Origin of the sequence: Deinococcus radiophilus, from assembly GCF_020889625.1 — a bacterium.
Classification (GTDB): domain Bacteria; phylum Deinococcota; class Deinococci; order Deinococcales; family Deinococcaceae; genus Deinococcus; species Deinococcus radiophilus.
In genome coordinates this window covers 115562-129342 of the sequence record NZ_CP086382.1, presented here as the reverse complement: position 1 = coordinate 129342, position 13781 = coordinate 115562, and the positions used below count along the sequence as shown (strand labels likewise).

Here is a 13781-nt window from a genome sequence, read left to right as displayed (position 1 = left end):
TCCAGCATGACTGCCATCCGGTGCCGACGTGCCGTGGCCGACCTTCTATGCCGGTCGCTCGGCAGGCGCAGTCACCTTTCAGCCGCCGAATCTATCCCAATTCTCTCTGGCCTGACCGCATGCTCCAGGGGTCCGTGTCCTCTGCCCAGCCCCGGCGCAGCGGCGATGGCACGGGCCACATAGGCATGTGCATCAGCGACCGCCTGTGGCAACTCCAACCCCAGCGCCAGCCCTGCCGCAATCGCCGCCGAGAGGGTACACCCGGTGCCGTGGGTGTGGCGGGTGTACTGACGGGGAGCAGTCAAAAGGGACGCCTGACCCTGCCAGCGCAGGCAGTCCATCACGGTCTCTCCTGCCGCGTGACCTCCTTTCAGCAGCACATTCTTGCCGTCCAGCGCCGTGCCCAGTGCCTCGGCTTCCGGCAGATTGGGCGTGACCAGGGTCGCCAGCGGCAGCAAACCGTGAATCAGCGCCTTGGTGGCTGCCGGGTCGAGCAGTGACGCGCCCCCCTTGGCCACCATGACCGGGTCCAGAATGACCGGAACATCCACGCCGCGTAGCGCTTCCGCCACCGCACCAATGATGTCGGCCTGGCCCAGCGCCCCGATCTTGATCGCCTGGGGCGGCAGATCGGACAGCACCGCCTCAATCTGCGCGGCGATCATCTCCGGCGGCAACGGATAAACCTGCTGCACACCCAGTGTGTTCTGGGCCGTGATCAGCGTGAGCGCCGAAGTGCCGAATACCCCGAACGCCTGGAAGGTCTTGAGGTCAGCCTGAATCCCGGCCCCACCCCCTGAATCCGACCCGGCGATGGTCAGGACGATGGGTTTAGACGGGGACACCGTTTCTGGTTGGTTCATTACATCTCCTGAAGTGGTCACAGCACCAGCTCCGCCACCCGGCGGGCTGTCAGTGGGGCCAGCAGTGCGCCGTGCCGCCCATGCCCGGTGGCCACCGTGACACGCGGCAGGGTGGGATGTGGCGCCACCAGCGGCGGGCCAAAAGGATTGACTGGCCGCAGCCCCACCAGGTCACGCGCCCAGCACTGGGGCCATGCCTGATCCGCAAACAGCTCACTGGCTACGCCCAGCAGCCAGCCGCGCTCGCGCACGCTGGGGCGGTGGCTGTCGGTTGCCCGCGCGGTGGCCCCGATATATAAACCGTCCGGGCGGCCCAGGCCGTAACGAGCATGGCCCCCGCCAGGCGGCGCAAAGCGGGCTGGGGCGCCGGGCTGGGTCTGTAGCAACACCGCCTGACCGCGCACCGCCGCCACCTTAACCCCGAAAGCCCGTGTCCAGACACCGCAGGCCAGCACGACCTGATCCGCGCAGAACTCCCCCTCAGAGGTGCAGACCCGCACCCCGCCGCGCACTGGCAAGAGGCGTTGCACCTCGGCGCAGCGCAGGTTCAGCCCAGTTCGGGCCGCGGCCACCACCAGTGGCGGGCAGGTGCGGGCTTCGTGTGGGCATACATAGACACTGCGGTCTGGTTGCAGATGCTCTACGCCAAAGGTCAGCGGCACCGTCCAGCCAGCCCCCTTTGACAGACGGTGGGCAAACTCCGGCCAGAGGCTCAGGCTGGTCTGCGCGTCCTGCTCCAGCGGCGTGCCTGCAAGGCGCTCTCCCTGGGGGGAAAGCATTCCCGCACCGGCTTTCCAGGCGGCCCCGGCCCGGCCTGCGTCCAACACCAGCACTTCGGCCCCGGCCTGGGTCAGTTGCCAGGCCACCGCTGACCCGATCAGGCCCGCGCCCACCACGGCGATCAGACTGGAACCTCCGGGTCGGGCAGGCGCACCACGCCCATCTGCGGACTGCTGGGGCTGGCGGTGTCGCGCACCCCCATGCGGCCCGCCCGATACCCGGCGCGGCCCGCCTGTACGCCAAGCGCAAAGGCCTGGGCCATCGCCACCGGGTCACGGGCCTCCGCCACAGCAGTGTTGACCAGCACGGCGTCTGCGCCCAGTTCCATCGCTGCCGCCGCTTCACTGGGGACGCCCAAGCCAGCGTCCACCACAACCGGCACGCTGGCCCCGTCCAGCACGGTGCGGATCAGCGGGGCCGTCAGCAGTCCCCGTCCGGACCCGATGGGTGAGGCGAGTGGCATTACGGTGGCGCAGCCCACACGCTCTAGCTCACGCGCCAGCACCGCGTCGGGCTGCACATAAGGCAACACGGTAAAGCCCTCGGCGCAGAGTACTTCAGCGGCCCGCAGGGTACCCACCGGATCAGGCAGCAGGTAACGCGGGTCAGGAATGACTTCCAGCTTGACCCAGTTGGTCCCGGTCACGGCGCGGGCCAGCCGGGCCACCCGCAGGGCTTCTTCAGCCGTGCGGCATCCGGCAGTGTTGGGAAGCAGCTGGTAGCGGTCCCAGTCCAGTGCCTCCAGCAGGCCGTCATGCCCAGCACTTCTCAGCTCTACCCGGCGAATAGAAACGGTCACGATCTGCGCCCCGCTGGCCTCAATGGCCTCACGCATCACGGTGAAGTCAGGATATTTGCCAGTGCCTAGCATCAGACGGCTGGGGAAGGGTTGGTCGGCAATCATAAGTTGATCAGTCATGGATTCAGCTCCTTGAAGTGAGGACCGACGGCGGATCACACGGGCTCAGGTCTCCCCGCCTCCACCTTCTGGTCTGTCCGCGCCGCTATCCCCCCACCATCATCCGCACCACATCCACCACGTCGCCGGGGCAGAGTTCACGGTCAGGCAGGTGGCCCGCAGCGTAAAAGTCGTCATTGACGGCTGCCGCCACGCGCGCCGGCTCCTGGTCCAGTTGCCGCAGGAGTTCCAGCAGCGTGAGACCGGGGGTCAGGGGGTAGGGGTCGCCATTGAAGGTCAAGGTGGGCAATTGAGGGTCAGCGTGTGAAGGCATGGAGGCTCCTTGCAGAATGAAATGGGCTCAGGTCGCTGGGCTTTCAGTCCATTGCCTGCGACGTTCTGCCTCATGGAGTGCCCCCATCAACTCCGCAGCCGCCTCGGCCGGGTCCGGCGCGTCCAGTACAGCCCGGACCACCGCCACACGGCTGGCTCCGGCGTCCAGCGCTTGCCCGATGGTCCCGGCATCTATCCCGCCGATGGCATACCAGGGGCACGGCGGATTCAGCGCGGCCACCTGGCGGATGTAGTCCAGGCCCACCGCAGCCTGGCCTGGTTTGGTGGGGGTCGTGTGAACCGGGCCGCAGGCGAAATAAGCGGGAGCTTCTGCCAGTGTGGCGGTCGCCTGCTCAGAGGCATGGGTGGAGCGCCCGATCATCAGTTCCGGCGCCAGACGGCGGGCCCAGGTCACAGGCAGGTCGTTCTGCCCCAGATGGACGCCATCGGCTCCGGCAGCCAGCGCCACGTCTGCCCGGTCATTCACGAAGAAGGGAACGCGGCGGGCGTGAGCCAACTCACGCACCCGCTCGGCCAGGGCGATGTAGGGCCGCGCCTCCCAGTCTTTGCAGCGCAGTTGCAGGGTGTCCACTCCACCGTCCAGAGCCGCCGCAATGCGGGCCAGCAAATCAGCTTCGCTTTGGCCGGGGCGGGGTGTGGCGACGAGGTAGAGGCGGCCCAGGGCGAGGGCCGAGGACTGAGGGCCGGTGACTGTATCTTTTACCCTCTGCCCTCTGCTCCCCGCGCCACGCTTATCCATCGTCCCGCGCCGCCGCGTAGATTTCTCCGCCCTGGCTGCGGAACTCCTGCGCCTTCTCGGCCAGGCCCTCGGCCATGTAGGCCTGCAGGTCACCCGCCAGGTCCTGACTCAGCTTCATGGAACAGAACTGCGGTCCGCACATGGAGCAAAAGTGCGCGGTCTTGGCGGCCTCGGCAGGTAGCGTCTGGTCGTGAAAGGCGCGGGCGCGCTCGGGGTCCAGGCTGAGATTGAACTGGTCTTCCCACCTGAACTCGAAGCGGGCCTTGCTGATGGCGTTGTCGCGGTACTGCGCCCCAGGAAAACCTTTGGCGAGGTCGGCGGCGTGGGCGGCCAGCTTGTAGGTCACGACCCCTTCGCGCACGTCCTCGCGGTCGGGCAGGCCGAGGTGTTCCTTGGGCGTCACGTAACACAACATCGCCGTTCCGTGCCAGCCGATGGTCGCCGCACCAATGGCACTGGTGATGTGGTCGTAGCCCGGCGCAATATCGGTGGTCAGTGGCCCCAGCGTGTAAAAGGGCGCTTCCAGGCAGGCTTCCAGCTCGCGGGTCATGTTTTCCGCGATAAGGTGCAGCGGCACGTGCCCCGGCCCTTCGATCATGGTCTGCACGCCCTCCTCCCAGGCAATGCGGGTCAGCTCGCCCAGGGTCTGCAGCTCCGCGAACTGGGCCTGGTCATTGGCGTCCTGAATGGAACCGGGACGCAGCCCGTCACCGAGGCTGAAGGTCACGTCGTATTCGCGCATGATCTCGCAGATCTCGCGGAAGTGCGTATACAGAAAGTTCTCCTGATGGTGCGCCAGGCACCAGCGGGCCAGGATCGATCCCCCCCGCGACACGATCCCGGTGCGGCGGTTCGCGGTCAGCGGCAGCCAGGGCAGACGCACCCCGGCGTGCACCGTGAAGTAGTCCACGCCTTGCTCCGCTTGCTCGATCAGGGTGTCCCGGTAGATCTCCCAGGTGAGGCCCTCGGCCACGCCACCCACCTTTTCCAGTGCCTGATAGATCGGGACCGTACCGATCGGCACCGGGCTGTTGCGGACGATCCATTCCCGCGTCTGGTGAATCTCCGGGCCGGTCGAGAGGTCCATCACCGTATCCGCGCCCCAGCGGGTGGCCCAGATCAGCTTTTCGACCTCATCCACGATAGAAGCGCGGACCACCGAATTGCCAATGTTGGCATTGATCTTGACCCGGAACCCACGCCCGATGATCATCGGTTCCAGCTCCGGGTGCATCACGTTGGCGGGAATCACCGCCCGGCCACGCGCCACCTCGGCGCGGACATACTCCGGGGTAATCTCACGCGGCATGGCAAAGCCGTGCCCGAAGCCGGGATGCTGATGGGTCAGGCCACCGTCCTCAGGCTGGCGCATCGCTTCACGCAGGGCGATGTATTCCATCTCGGGCGTGATCTCTCCGGCGCGGGCGGCCTGCATCTGGGTGCGGCCACGCGGCTTGACCCAAGTCCGGACCGGCGATAAGCCGCGCTCCAGGTCAATCTGTGCGGCAGCGTCGCTATACGGCCCGCTGGCGTCATACACATACACATCAGGATTGGGGACCGAGCGGGTCAAGCTGCCCAGGTGTTCCTGGGTGGGGCTCTGACGGATCACCCGAACCGGCACGCGAATGTCCGGTCGCTGAGGGTGCTCCAAGTAGGCCTTATCACTGCCCGGGAATGGCCCCAGGGTCAGGCCGGTCAGTTCACGCCCGGCATCCTTTTTACTGAATTTGGTCTTGTCAAGTGTGGCGCTCATGCAGCCTCCAGTCCTGACGGAAGGAAGGCGCAGCAGACAGCCATGATCCGCCCCCATGGGGCAGGTCAGACCTTACAGTGTGTCTTTTTTTCACGCGCATCACGTTCCCTCCGCTGGTCTTAGCCAGATCAGGTTCAACGGGTTGGACAGGCGGTGTCTGCCTGCTCTCCTCTCAGCCACGCTGGGCACCCCGAGTGATGTCTCGGAGTGTGCCACGCGCTGGGGCGCGGGTCAAGCAGAGGAACCGCCCCATTCCTCGCTTGCAATCTGTCTTTCTTTCTAGCTTTCTTTCAAGTGATGGCACTTTCAAACTTGCTTTCTTTCTTGTAACCTTTCTTTATGGCAGAAGTGATTTCGATTCTTTCGCGTAAAGGTGGTGTCGGCAAGACGATGACCGCCTTACATGCCGCTGCCCTCTTGGCCGCCAGGGGCGAGGACGTGGCGATTCTGGACAAGGACCCTGAAGGCAGCGCTGGCGCTTGGGCGCGGGCAGCAGGGGATCTCCCCTTTCAGGTGTACCCTGACGGCAAGCAGACCCAGGCCATAAAGCACGGCTGGGTGGTGGTAGATACTCCACCCAACGACCCGCGTGCCCTAGGTGAGGCCGCCCGTATCGCCACTCGCGTCATCGTGGTTGCCAAATGCAATGCCCTGGAAGCTGACCGCCTGATTCCGACGCTGGACGCGCTGGCCGCCTCTGGGTTTGCCGGTCAGTGGGGAATCTTGCTGACCCAGGCCAGAGGCAGTCTGGGCAGAGAAATGCAGAGTGCTCTGGAAGAGGAAGAGTTGCCGGTCTATGGCATCATTCCGCATCTGGTCAAGTTCGAGCGGTCTTTTGGCCTGGTACCTGAAGACCTCAGTGAATATGGTGAAGCGCTTCAGGAGGCCCTGAAATGAGCCGCAAAAAAGGATTCAGCATCGGTGCAGCCATGAAAGAGCGGATGAACCAGAACGAGTCAGCTGCACCCGGCGGCACCGCCGAGTTGATTGGCCCTCAGGTCGCGTCTGCGCCAGCTCCGGTAGATATGACACCGCCATTGCCAGAAGCCGGTCTTCCTCCCGCAGCTGCCCCGGCTCCCTCCAGCAATCCAGTCACAGCAGACCCTGTCAGCGATCCACTGGAGTCATTCAATACCCGCCTACCGCGCAGTCTGCACCGCCGTCTAAAAGTTCATGTGGCGCTGAACGGTCAGAAAATTCAGGATGTGATGCATCAAGCCCTGGACGAATACCTGCATCGCCACGGCAGTTAGTCCGAGTCGTGCAGCATGGCCAGGCCTATGGCGCGCTCTTCACCATTCCGCTGACCCTCTGGAGCGCCGCCGCCCTCCTGGTGAAGTGGCCAGTATCCACCCTCTGCCTTAAAGCGCTCTTTCGTTTAGTTATAAAATTATACCAAGTATAATATTTTAAAGTGGAGCTTGAGCTCCAGCTTAGGCTGGGGAAAAATTCACGAAGTTCGGCAGGGGGTGACCGAGCCTAGTGAGAGGGGGAGACGAGGTATTTGCAGAGCAAATACCTGAGGGAGTGATGAAGGCAACGGCTTTATCTATGTAATTCGCCCTTTACTACCGTGATTATTCCCTTCCGTTAAACTGGCTGTACCTTGAGTCTGTCTGTGTACCCACCCCTCGTGACCGGCTTGGAAGACCAGCTGATTGTCCAGGAAGGTCAGGTAACGGGTGATAGGGGGATCTTTATGGCCCGCTTGAAGCAGTCGGAGAATCCACAGACCTGTCTCTGCGGCGAGCGGATCTACAAGGGGAGACAGGGGGTCGCTACGCTTGCGGATCTCCCCTGGGGCGACCGCCCATCCGAACTCTGGGTGGACTATTTCCATTGGCAAGGGGGGAAGGGTCACCTCTGCCGCTTTCCCCAGCCTCTGGCGGGGCTTCAAGCTGGTCTAGACAGCAGCGCACCAGAGGCAGGTAAGCGTCGGCGCGGCATCAAGATGACCCAGCGCCTGCTGGATGAGGTCACCCGCCGTTATCTGCAAGGGCAAAGCAGCGCCTCCCTGGCCCGTTGGTGCGGTCTGTCCGAGCCGACACTCTGGCGAGCAGTCACCAAGGGTCTGGACGAGGAATTCAGCCGACTGCAGGCCACAGCCCCGGAGCGAATTGAAGGCATGCAGCATGTCGGAATCGATGAGATCGTCTGGCAGGGCGAAATCTATGCTGTCGTCATGAACATGGACAGCAGGAAGCTGATTGACCTGCTTCCTGACCGCGAGTTGGAGACGGTGGTTCGCTGCTTAGAAGAACTGCGCACTCTTCGGGAGCAGCAGCTGGGAGCCCCCTGGACTCCAGTCATCGCCACCGATATGTGGGAGGATTACCGCCGCGCGGTCCGTCAGGTCTTCGGGGATCAGGCCAAACAGGTCACCGACCGCTTCCACCTGCAGGCCAAGGTCACTGAGGCCCTACGGGAAGAAGGTCAGCTCCTCTACTTGCAGCATCAGGAATATGCCGCGACGTCCTCCGGCGACACCGAGATCCGGGATTACCTCTCGATGCTGACCACAGATTATTTCGAGTTCCTGCAATCCGGCCGGGTCCCTGAGCCGCTCAATTACGGCCCGTTTCACGGCGACGAGTCGAACATTATCGACCTTGAACCTCTCCTCCGTCTGACCAGACAGCTCACTCAGGTTTGGAACGCGCAGACCCCCCAAGAGGCCAAGGACCGTTATCTCCAGTGGCGCTGGGCTTACTCCCTTTACGATGCTCGGCGGCCAGACCTGAGTCAGTGGCGCTACCGCCAGGGCCGCCCGCCTCTTCTCGGCTTCGAGAGGCTCATTCACCTGTACAGCGAGTGGGAAGCGGAGATCTTCAGCTATTTCGAGCAGCGTCACGGTGACCAGCGGGTGACCAGCGGACCAGTCGAGAACATGGTTGGCCAGTTGCGGCGGCTATTCTCACGCAGTCAGGTTCGTAGCGACCACCGGATCCTCAGCGTCCGGGCGATCCACCGGCTCGGTCTGAACGTACAGAGTCCGGCGCCCTGGAAGTTCGAAGTGCGCCCGGACCTCACGGCCTTGCCGCCTTGCAAGTGCAGCGAGGACGGTGGGCCGAGCGACTACCGCCTATCCCGACCTCGCCGCTCTACCGTGCAGACGCTTCCTTTTGGGGGTCGGCCCACGCGCCTGCTCTACTACCACGGCACGGCCAGGTGCCGCAGATGCCGGCAGACGGTGACGGTGGAGGCAGCAGATGAGGTCGCCGCCCGGACACAGGAATTGGAGGCTTATGTGCAGCGGGAATGGCGACGCGGCAACAGTCAGCAGCGCGTTCGCCAGGAGACGGGCCTGAGCATCAAGCGTATCCAGGCCATCTTGGGGCCGGTCGGTCAGCAGCGCCGTCTCCCGCCTCTGCCGCGGCAGCTGGGGCTGCTCCGGACGCGCTGGCGCGGGCAGCCCCTGTGGGTGCTCACCGACGCCAAGAGCGGACGTATCCTGCGACTTGACCAGCCCCCAGCAGGTCATCCACCGGAATTCCTCGCCGAGCTGCACCCTGGTCAGGAGAGCCTCTGCCACAGCCTGGACTGGTCCTTCGCTCCCCTGATCACAGCCCGAACAGCGCTGGACCGTTTCTCGTTTTCACAGCTCGCTTACCCAGCCTTGGGTGACGTCATCCGGTCCTACTCCTCCACCTTGCCGCTGAGGCTCCAAAGGTCTAAGCGCTACCGCTATCACCGACGAATCTTGCAGGTCCGTGAGGGACGGCGGCCTAAAACGGACCGATTTCGGGCGCTTTATCTCAGGGAATCCGAGTCGCTCACCCGGGCCTATCAGGAGCAGCAGACCGCGCTGCAACTCTATGAAGCCGCTGACACTCTACAGTTCACCTTGGAACTGCAACGTTGGATGACTTCGCGTTCCGTACCAGAGGGCCTCGACGAGCAGCACCGTCTTAGGCAGAGTTACCGGTACGGACACCGAGATGTCGTAGACGAGATCGGCCATCAGTGGGCTGCTATCGTCCGGGGCTTTGAGCTGCACCGCGAGGGGGTGTCTCTGGCCCGCAGCCGCCGGGAGCTGCGCTGGTTGAAATCCCTACCGGTCTGGCAGACTCGCCGGAGAAACAGACGGGAAGCCCTGAATATCCTTGAGGAAGTGTGCCATGCACGTTAAGCCGCTCACGCACGAGCAGCGGGAGATCGTCACGGCTCAGCGCGTTCCACTGACGGTTGTCCGCGCAGGGGCCGGTACCGGTAAGACAAGGGTCCTGGTCGACCGGCTCGATCACCTTCTTCAGCAGGATCCTGCGGTCAAAGTCGCGGTCGTGCCGTTCGGCCGTAAGGTCGCGCTAGAGATCACCGACCGACTACACCGAACTGGGGTACATGCTGGCAGTCCACAGATACTGGTCAAAACATTACATGCCCTGAGCTACCGTCACCTCAGAGAACGCCTGGACGCTGTGAAAAGGGCTGCCGAAGAAGCCGGCCTGCTGCGCTTCGACGAATCCGTCCTTGGAGAGCCTGCCTATTACATTGACGACGCTTACCAGGGACCACCCATCTACCATGACGTCCGCGCAGTCGGCGAAGCTGAGCTGCTCTCAGACAAGCGGGTCGCCCGGCGACTTTACGAGCTGGCGCGGAAGTTCGGCTACCCGCTGAGAAGTGAGAGCGGTGAACTGAGGGGCGTGCTGGCCTGGATCGCTTATCTGGCCAATACCCTGCCCAGTCAGGTTGATACGCCACAGTACGCTCTGTACCGCCAGGTGGTCGAGGAGTACATCCGGACCGTGGACCTGCTCAATGAGAACCGTCCGCAGGATCAGATCAGCCCTCTACTTACCGAACCACCCACCTGGCCTACCTCTGGCAAGCCTGGGTCGACATTGAGGAGAACGGTGCCGACCTGCTCCCCGGCGCCGAGGTGCTGATCAGTGATGAGTATCAGGACATGTCCCCTTTGCAGCATCAGATGTTCCTGGGGCTCTGGAAGGCGCAGGCTGGCCGCGAATTCTGGGTGGTCGGCGATCCGCAGCAGAGCATCTATGGCTTTCAGGGAGGCCGCCCTGAGCTCATGCAGCAGCTGGAAGCGCAGGCAGACCACCGTTTTCACCTGAGCCGAAACTTCCGTTCCCCCCGGCGGCATCTGGCGCTGGCGGCCTCGGCGCTACCTCCCGGAGAAACCCGGGAGTACTGGTCCACGGCCCGGCCGGACGACGGGAAGGATGACGCGGGCGCTTCGCTGGACAGATCGAAGATGCTCCGCAGGGTCGCAGCAACTTTCTGGAAAACGTATCAGGATGGACAGCAGCCAAGCACAGTCGTCCTGGTCAGAACCCAGGAGCAACGGGACGCGCTCCGCAGGCAACTCAGCCTGTACGGAGAGCAGCAAGATAGGGAGCGAATATATACCGCTGCCCGGCTGTACCTAGACGTCAAATTCGGAGAGAAAGGTAGTGGTACGGAAAATCCTTCAGGCTACGTTCGAAGATTCCGTAGCTGCAAGCAGTTTAACCCAGGGGTAGGTGTACCCCAGACTGGAATGCCTTCTCTCAGAGTTGTACCAGTTTTTAAACTTCGTGCTGAACGCACGAAGCTGGGCAATATTCGTCAATTCTTCCCGGAACACGCCGTCATATTTGAAGGTCCGGTTGAGCCTTTCCAGGATGCCCATTCCTCCCTTCTGTGAGACCTTGGCCCGTACCCAGTGGCCCAGCTCCTGACAGGCCGCCTGGAATGCGCCAGACGTAAAATCTGAGCCACCATCAGTCATGATCAGGAGCTGCTCGTGTATGCCGAGATGGTGCAGCACATAGACTCCCCGTTGCAGCGCGGTGACCGCGCTGCTGGCAGAGAGATTCCGGACCACTTCAATGTGCAGCAGTGCGCGACTTTCTACGTCCAGGACGAGATAAGCCCAGCAGATCCCGTCCGGCAAGCTGAGCCGTGTGGCATCGACCTGAACTCGGCGGCCCGCTGGCCAGAGAACGATAGAGGTAGGGCATGCCGATGGACGGCGTTTCTTTCTGGGAACCGGGCGCTGCACCTTCAACTCCGCCATGTGGCGACGGACGGTATGGAGGCCAGGAGAAGGCTGCTGGGCATCTTGTTGCAGGGCCTGGTAAATCAAACGGTAGCCGCTGAGTGGCTCTTCCAGGGCTTTCAGCCGTACCTCTTCCAGGACGTGCTGACGTCGCTCCGTCCGCTGTGCAGAACGCTCTGCGTTCTGCCGGGCATCGCGCAGGACGTGATATGGACGCTCCACCTCGCCAGCAAATCTGCTGAGACTGAGTTTCGGGTGGTCTCCGAGCAACTCCTGGTAGCACGCCAGGAGTTCATCCACGCTCAGAGACCCCGGATTTTTTTTGCGATATAGAGTGACAATTCCTTGTCCGCAATGATGGCCTTGAGCTGCTGGACTTCCTTCTCCAACTTCTTCTGGGCTGCATCCGGCCTCACTCCCTGGAGGCGGGCACGGCCCGCTTCCAGAAACTGGGCACGCCAGGTGTGAATCAAGCTCTCGCTGACCTCGTATTCACGAGCAGCTTCTGCGATGGTGTGCTCCCCGCTCAGGACAGCCAGAACAAGCTGCTCCTTGAGTTCAGGTGACCAGGTTTTGCGCTGTTTTCCCATATCTTCCCTCCAGTGTGCCCCACCCTCCTAAAAAGTGGGGCCGATGTGGAAGGATTTCGCGTACCACTACCAAACCACCCCTGCCTTATCACCCGCTCTCCCTCCTGCTCCCTGCGCACGACGGCGAGGATGAGCAGGAACAGCTCACGGCCGAACAGACGTGGCTCGACCAAGCTTGGGTCTGCGGAATCGGCCGAGAAGAGTTCAGCCAAGCCATGCAAGCCGGCGGTTTCCACGCCAGCAAGACGTTCGATAAAACTATCCTCGCTGAAGTCTTGAGATGGTGGGAGATTCTGGACGATATCCACAGGCGCGTCGCCGGTTCAGACAAGTATCGGAATTCACCGGGTAACCTACCGAGATTCTTGGATCTGGAGTTGCAGAGGCTCCCAGAATTGAGTAGGGAAGAGAAGTTTACTAAAGCGAGCAACTTCATGCCCTGGCCACTGACCGCCGATTTCGTTCAGACCATGCACGGTGCGAAAGGGCTGGAGTGGGACCACGTCATCGTGGTCGTCAGCAACGAACTGGACTCGCATAACAAAGGGTACCGGCAGTACTGGTCGCCCGATGGACAGTTCGTACGGGGGCGCTGGCAACCGGCAGCGGACACCGATCACAGCGCTCCCGAAGAGGCGCGGCTACGCTACGTGGCCCTGAGTCGCGCCCAGGAGAGCCTCGTGCTCCTTTACGAACCATCAGTTGCCGTCGTTAAGACGCCCACCGACGCCATACCCGGCTGCGGGGCTCCCATGCAGCGGGCAGCGGACACCTTTCGGAATCTAGACCGGGAGCAGGAATATACTTCCTCACCGGAAATCAGAAATCTCCTGCTGGATCGCTGGTGGAATACGGCTCCGGACACTCCCCCACCTTTTCCGCTGACAGAAGATGAGCAAGCGTTCTGGAGCACACAACAAGCGGAAACGCAGGAGCCGCGAGAGGTGCGGCCCTCGATGTACATCAGGCCCAGCGAGCAGGCCGACATGACCCCGATGGATTTTGAGGCAGCCATATCGACAGTCCTTGACGACGGTTGGGAGACGAAGGCACTCAGGACTGAAAGGGATTGACGATCTCGACGCCGGTTCCCTGCATGTCCGCTTCATTCCTGGTCACTAGGGTGTAGCCGTGCTCCAGGGCCGTCGCCGCAATCAGACTGTCGTAAAAGGCCCGCTGCTGGGGAACGTTCAGATTCGCTGTTCGCCGGGCGATCTCCAGGGTGATCGGTAGGATGCGTCCTGCAAAGGCTGGGAGCACCTGGCCGTCCAACCATTTTCGAAGTACTGCTCCTTGCTGTAGATCACGGCGTTCCTTAAGCAGGACACCTAATTCCAATTCCTGGACCGTGATGACGGAGAGGTAAAGCTCTGCCGTCGTCACCGTCTGCGACCAGGCGACGACTCCTTCGTTCGCCCGTCCTGACTTCACCTTGCGCAGTTCCGAAATGACATTGGTATCCAGCAGGTACATCAGTCCAGCTCCGCGGCGCGGGTGAGCTCGGAGCGCTGTGGAAGTTCGAAGTCGATGTCTTCGTCCAGTGCCAGGAGGTCGGCGATGTTCCGCTGACTGCCGGTGAGGGCTTCATAGGCCTCGATACTCAGCAAGACATGTTTGGGCTCTCCGCGTTCGGTAATGAAGACCGGTTCTTTAGAGGCGGCTTTACGGACCTTGCTGACCTGCTGGTTGAACTCACGGGCACTAATAGTCGTCATAGTTGTTCCTTTGTAGAAACAATACTACATTCCAGACAGAGCCCTCTGTGGCTTACCCCCCCAGCCTGGGTGCGGTGCGGCGACT

15 protein-coding genes, 1 pseudogene and 1 riboswitch are annotated in these 13781 nt (G+C 62.5%); of the genes and pseudogenes, 6 read left to right on the top strand and 10 right to left on the bottom strand.

Annotation, left to right across the window (positions count from 1 at the left end):
- Positions 1-71: 71 nt before the first annotated feature.
- The 6 genes from LMT64_RS12820 to thiC form a co-directional block, all read right to left on the bottom strand.
- Positions 72-863 carry a hydroxymethylpyrimidine/phosphomethylpyrimidine kinase family protein gene (locus LMT64_RS12820; RefSeq protein ID WP_126352749.1) on the bottom strand — a complete coding sequence of 264 codons (792 nt, stop codon included), beginning with the start codon at positions 861-863 and terminating at the stop codon, positions 72-74.
- A gap of 17 nt (positions 864-880) precedes the next feature.
- Positions 881-1759 (bottom strand): NAD(P)/FAD-dependent oxidoreductase, encoded by an 879-nt coding sequence (locus LMT64_RS12815; RefSeq protein ID WP_229253527.1) that lies wholly within the window; start codon positions 1757-1759, stop codon positions 881-883.
- Positions 1760-1764: 5 nt separating this feature from the next.
- Positions 1765-2562, bottom strand: a complete 798-nt coding sequence (locus tag LMT64_RS12810) for a thiazole synthase (protein ID WP_126352751.1) — start codon at positions 2560-2562, stop codon at positions 1765-1767.
- Between the two features lie 85 nt (positions 2563-2647).
- On the bottom strand, positions 2648-2875 hold the full coding sequence (gene thiS / locus LMT64_RS12805) for a sulfur carrier protein ThiS (RefSeq protein ID WP_229253526.1): 228 nt from the start codon (positions 2873-2875) through the stop codon (positions 2648-2650).
- 27 nt (positions 2876-2902) lie between these two features.
- A complete protein-coding gene (gene thiE / locus LMT64_RS12800) occupies positions 2903-3634 on the bottom strand; it encodes a thiamine phosphate synthase (protein ID WP_126352753.1) in 732 nt (243 codons plus the stop codon).
- Entirely contained in the window at positions 3627-5390 is a 1764-nt protein-coding gene (gene thiC / locus LMT64_RS12795; RefSeq protein WP_229253525.1) for a phosphomethylpyrimidine synthase ThiC, read from the bottom strand. The genes thiE and thiC overlap by 8 nt, the downstream gene beginning before the upstream one ends.
- 87 nt (positions 5391-5477) lie before the next feature.
- A riboswitch (TPP riboswitch) is annotated at positions 5478-5593 on the bottom strand.
- 136 nt (positions 5594-5729) lie between these two features.
- Between thiC and LMT64_RS12790 the strand changes: the two genes are divergently transcribed.
- From LMT64_RS12790 to LMT64_RS14330, 5 genes and pseudogenes are all read left to right on the top strand, one after another.
- Positions 5730-6287 (top strand): ParA family protein, encoded by a 558-nt coding sequence (locus tag LMT64_RS12790; protein ID WP_126352754.1) that lies wholly within the window; start codon positions 5730-5732, stop codon positions 6285-6287.
- Positions 6284-6643 carry a hypothetical protein gene (locus tag LMT64_RS12785; RefSeq protein ID WP_126352755.1) on the top strand — a complete coding sequence of 120 codons (360 nt, stop codon included), beginning with the start codon at positions 6284-6286 and terminating at the stop codon, positions 6641-6643. Before LMT64_RS12790 ends, LMT64_RS12785 begins: the two co-directional genes overlap by 4 nt.
- A 698-nt stretch (positions 6644-7341) precedes the next feature.
- On the top strand, positions 7342-9519 hold the full coding sequence (locus LMT64_RS12780) for a transposase (protein WP_229253524.1): 2178 nt from the start codon (positions 7342-7344) through the stop codon (positions 9517-9519).
- Positions 9509-10279 carry a UvrD-helicase domain-containing protein gene (locus tag LMT64_RS12775; RefSeq protein WP_126352757.1) on the top strand — a complete coding sequence of 257 codons (771 nt, stop codon included), beginning with the start codon at positions 9509-9511 and terminating at the stop codon, positions 10277-10279. The genes LMT64_RS12780 and LMT64_RS12775 overlap by 11 nt, the downstream gene beginning before the upstream one ends.
- Before the next feature lie 20 nt (positions 10280-10299).
- Positions 10300-10383, top strand: a pseudogene (locus LMT64_RS14330) (hypothetical protein); the annotation flags it as partial.
- 438 nt (positions 10384-10821) lie between these two features.
- Here LMT64_RS14330 and LMT64_RS12770 read toward each other — a convergent pair.
- Both LMT64_RS12770 and LMT64_RS12765 read right to left on the bottom strand, forming a co-directional pair.
- Positions 10822-11691: an integrase core domain-containing protein gene (locus LMT64_RS12770; protein WP_229253523.1), complete on the bottom strand. Its 870-nt coding sequence runs from the start codon at positions 11689-11691 to the stop codon at positions 10822-10824.
- A 2-nt stretch (positions 11692-11693) separates the two neighbouring features.
- Positions 11694-11981: a transposase gene (locus tag LMT64_RS12765; protein ID WP_229253522.1), complete on the bottom strand. Its 288-nt coding sequence runs from the start codon at positions 11979-11981 to the stop codon at positions 11694-11696.
- Between the two features lie 434 nt (positions 11982-12415).
- On the opposite strand from LMT64_RS12765, the gene LMT64_RS12760 reads away from it, so the two are divergent.
- On the top strand, positions 12416-13054 hold the full coding sequence (locus tag LMT64_RS12760; protein ID WP_170166071.1) for an ATP-dependent helicase: 639 nt from the start codon (positions 12416-12418) through the stop codon (positions 13052-13054).
- Here LMT64_RS12760 and LMT64_RS12755 read toward each other — a convergent pair.
- Both LMT64_RS12755 and LMT64_RS12750 read right to left on the bottom strand, forming a co-directional pair.
- On the bottom strand, positions 13035-13454 hold the full coding sequence (locus LMT64_RS12755; protein ID WP_126353636.1) for a type II toxin-antitoxin system VapC family toxin: 420 nt from the start codon (positions 13452-13454) through the stop codon (positions 13035-13037). The genes LMT64_RS12760 and LMT64_RS12755 overlap by 20 nt on opposite strands.
- Positions 13454-13696, bottom strand: coding sequence for a type II toxin-antitoxin system Phd/YefM family antitoxin (locus LMT64_RS12750; RefSeq protein WP_126353638.1), 243 nt, complete (start codon positions 13694-13696; stop codon positions 13454-13456). Before LMT64_RS12750 ends, LMT64_RS12755 begins: the two co-directional genes overlap by 1 nt.
- Positions 13697-13781 lie beyond the last annotated feature (85 nt).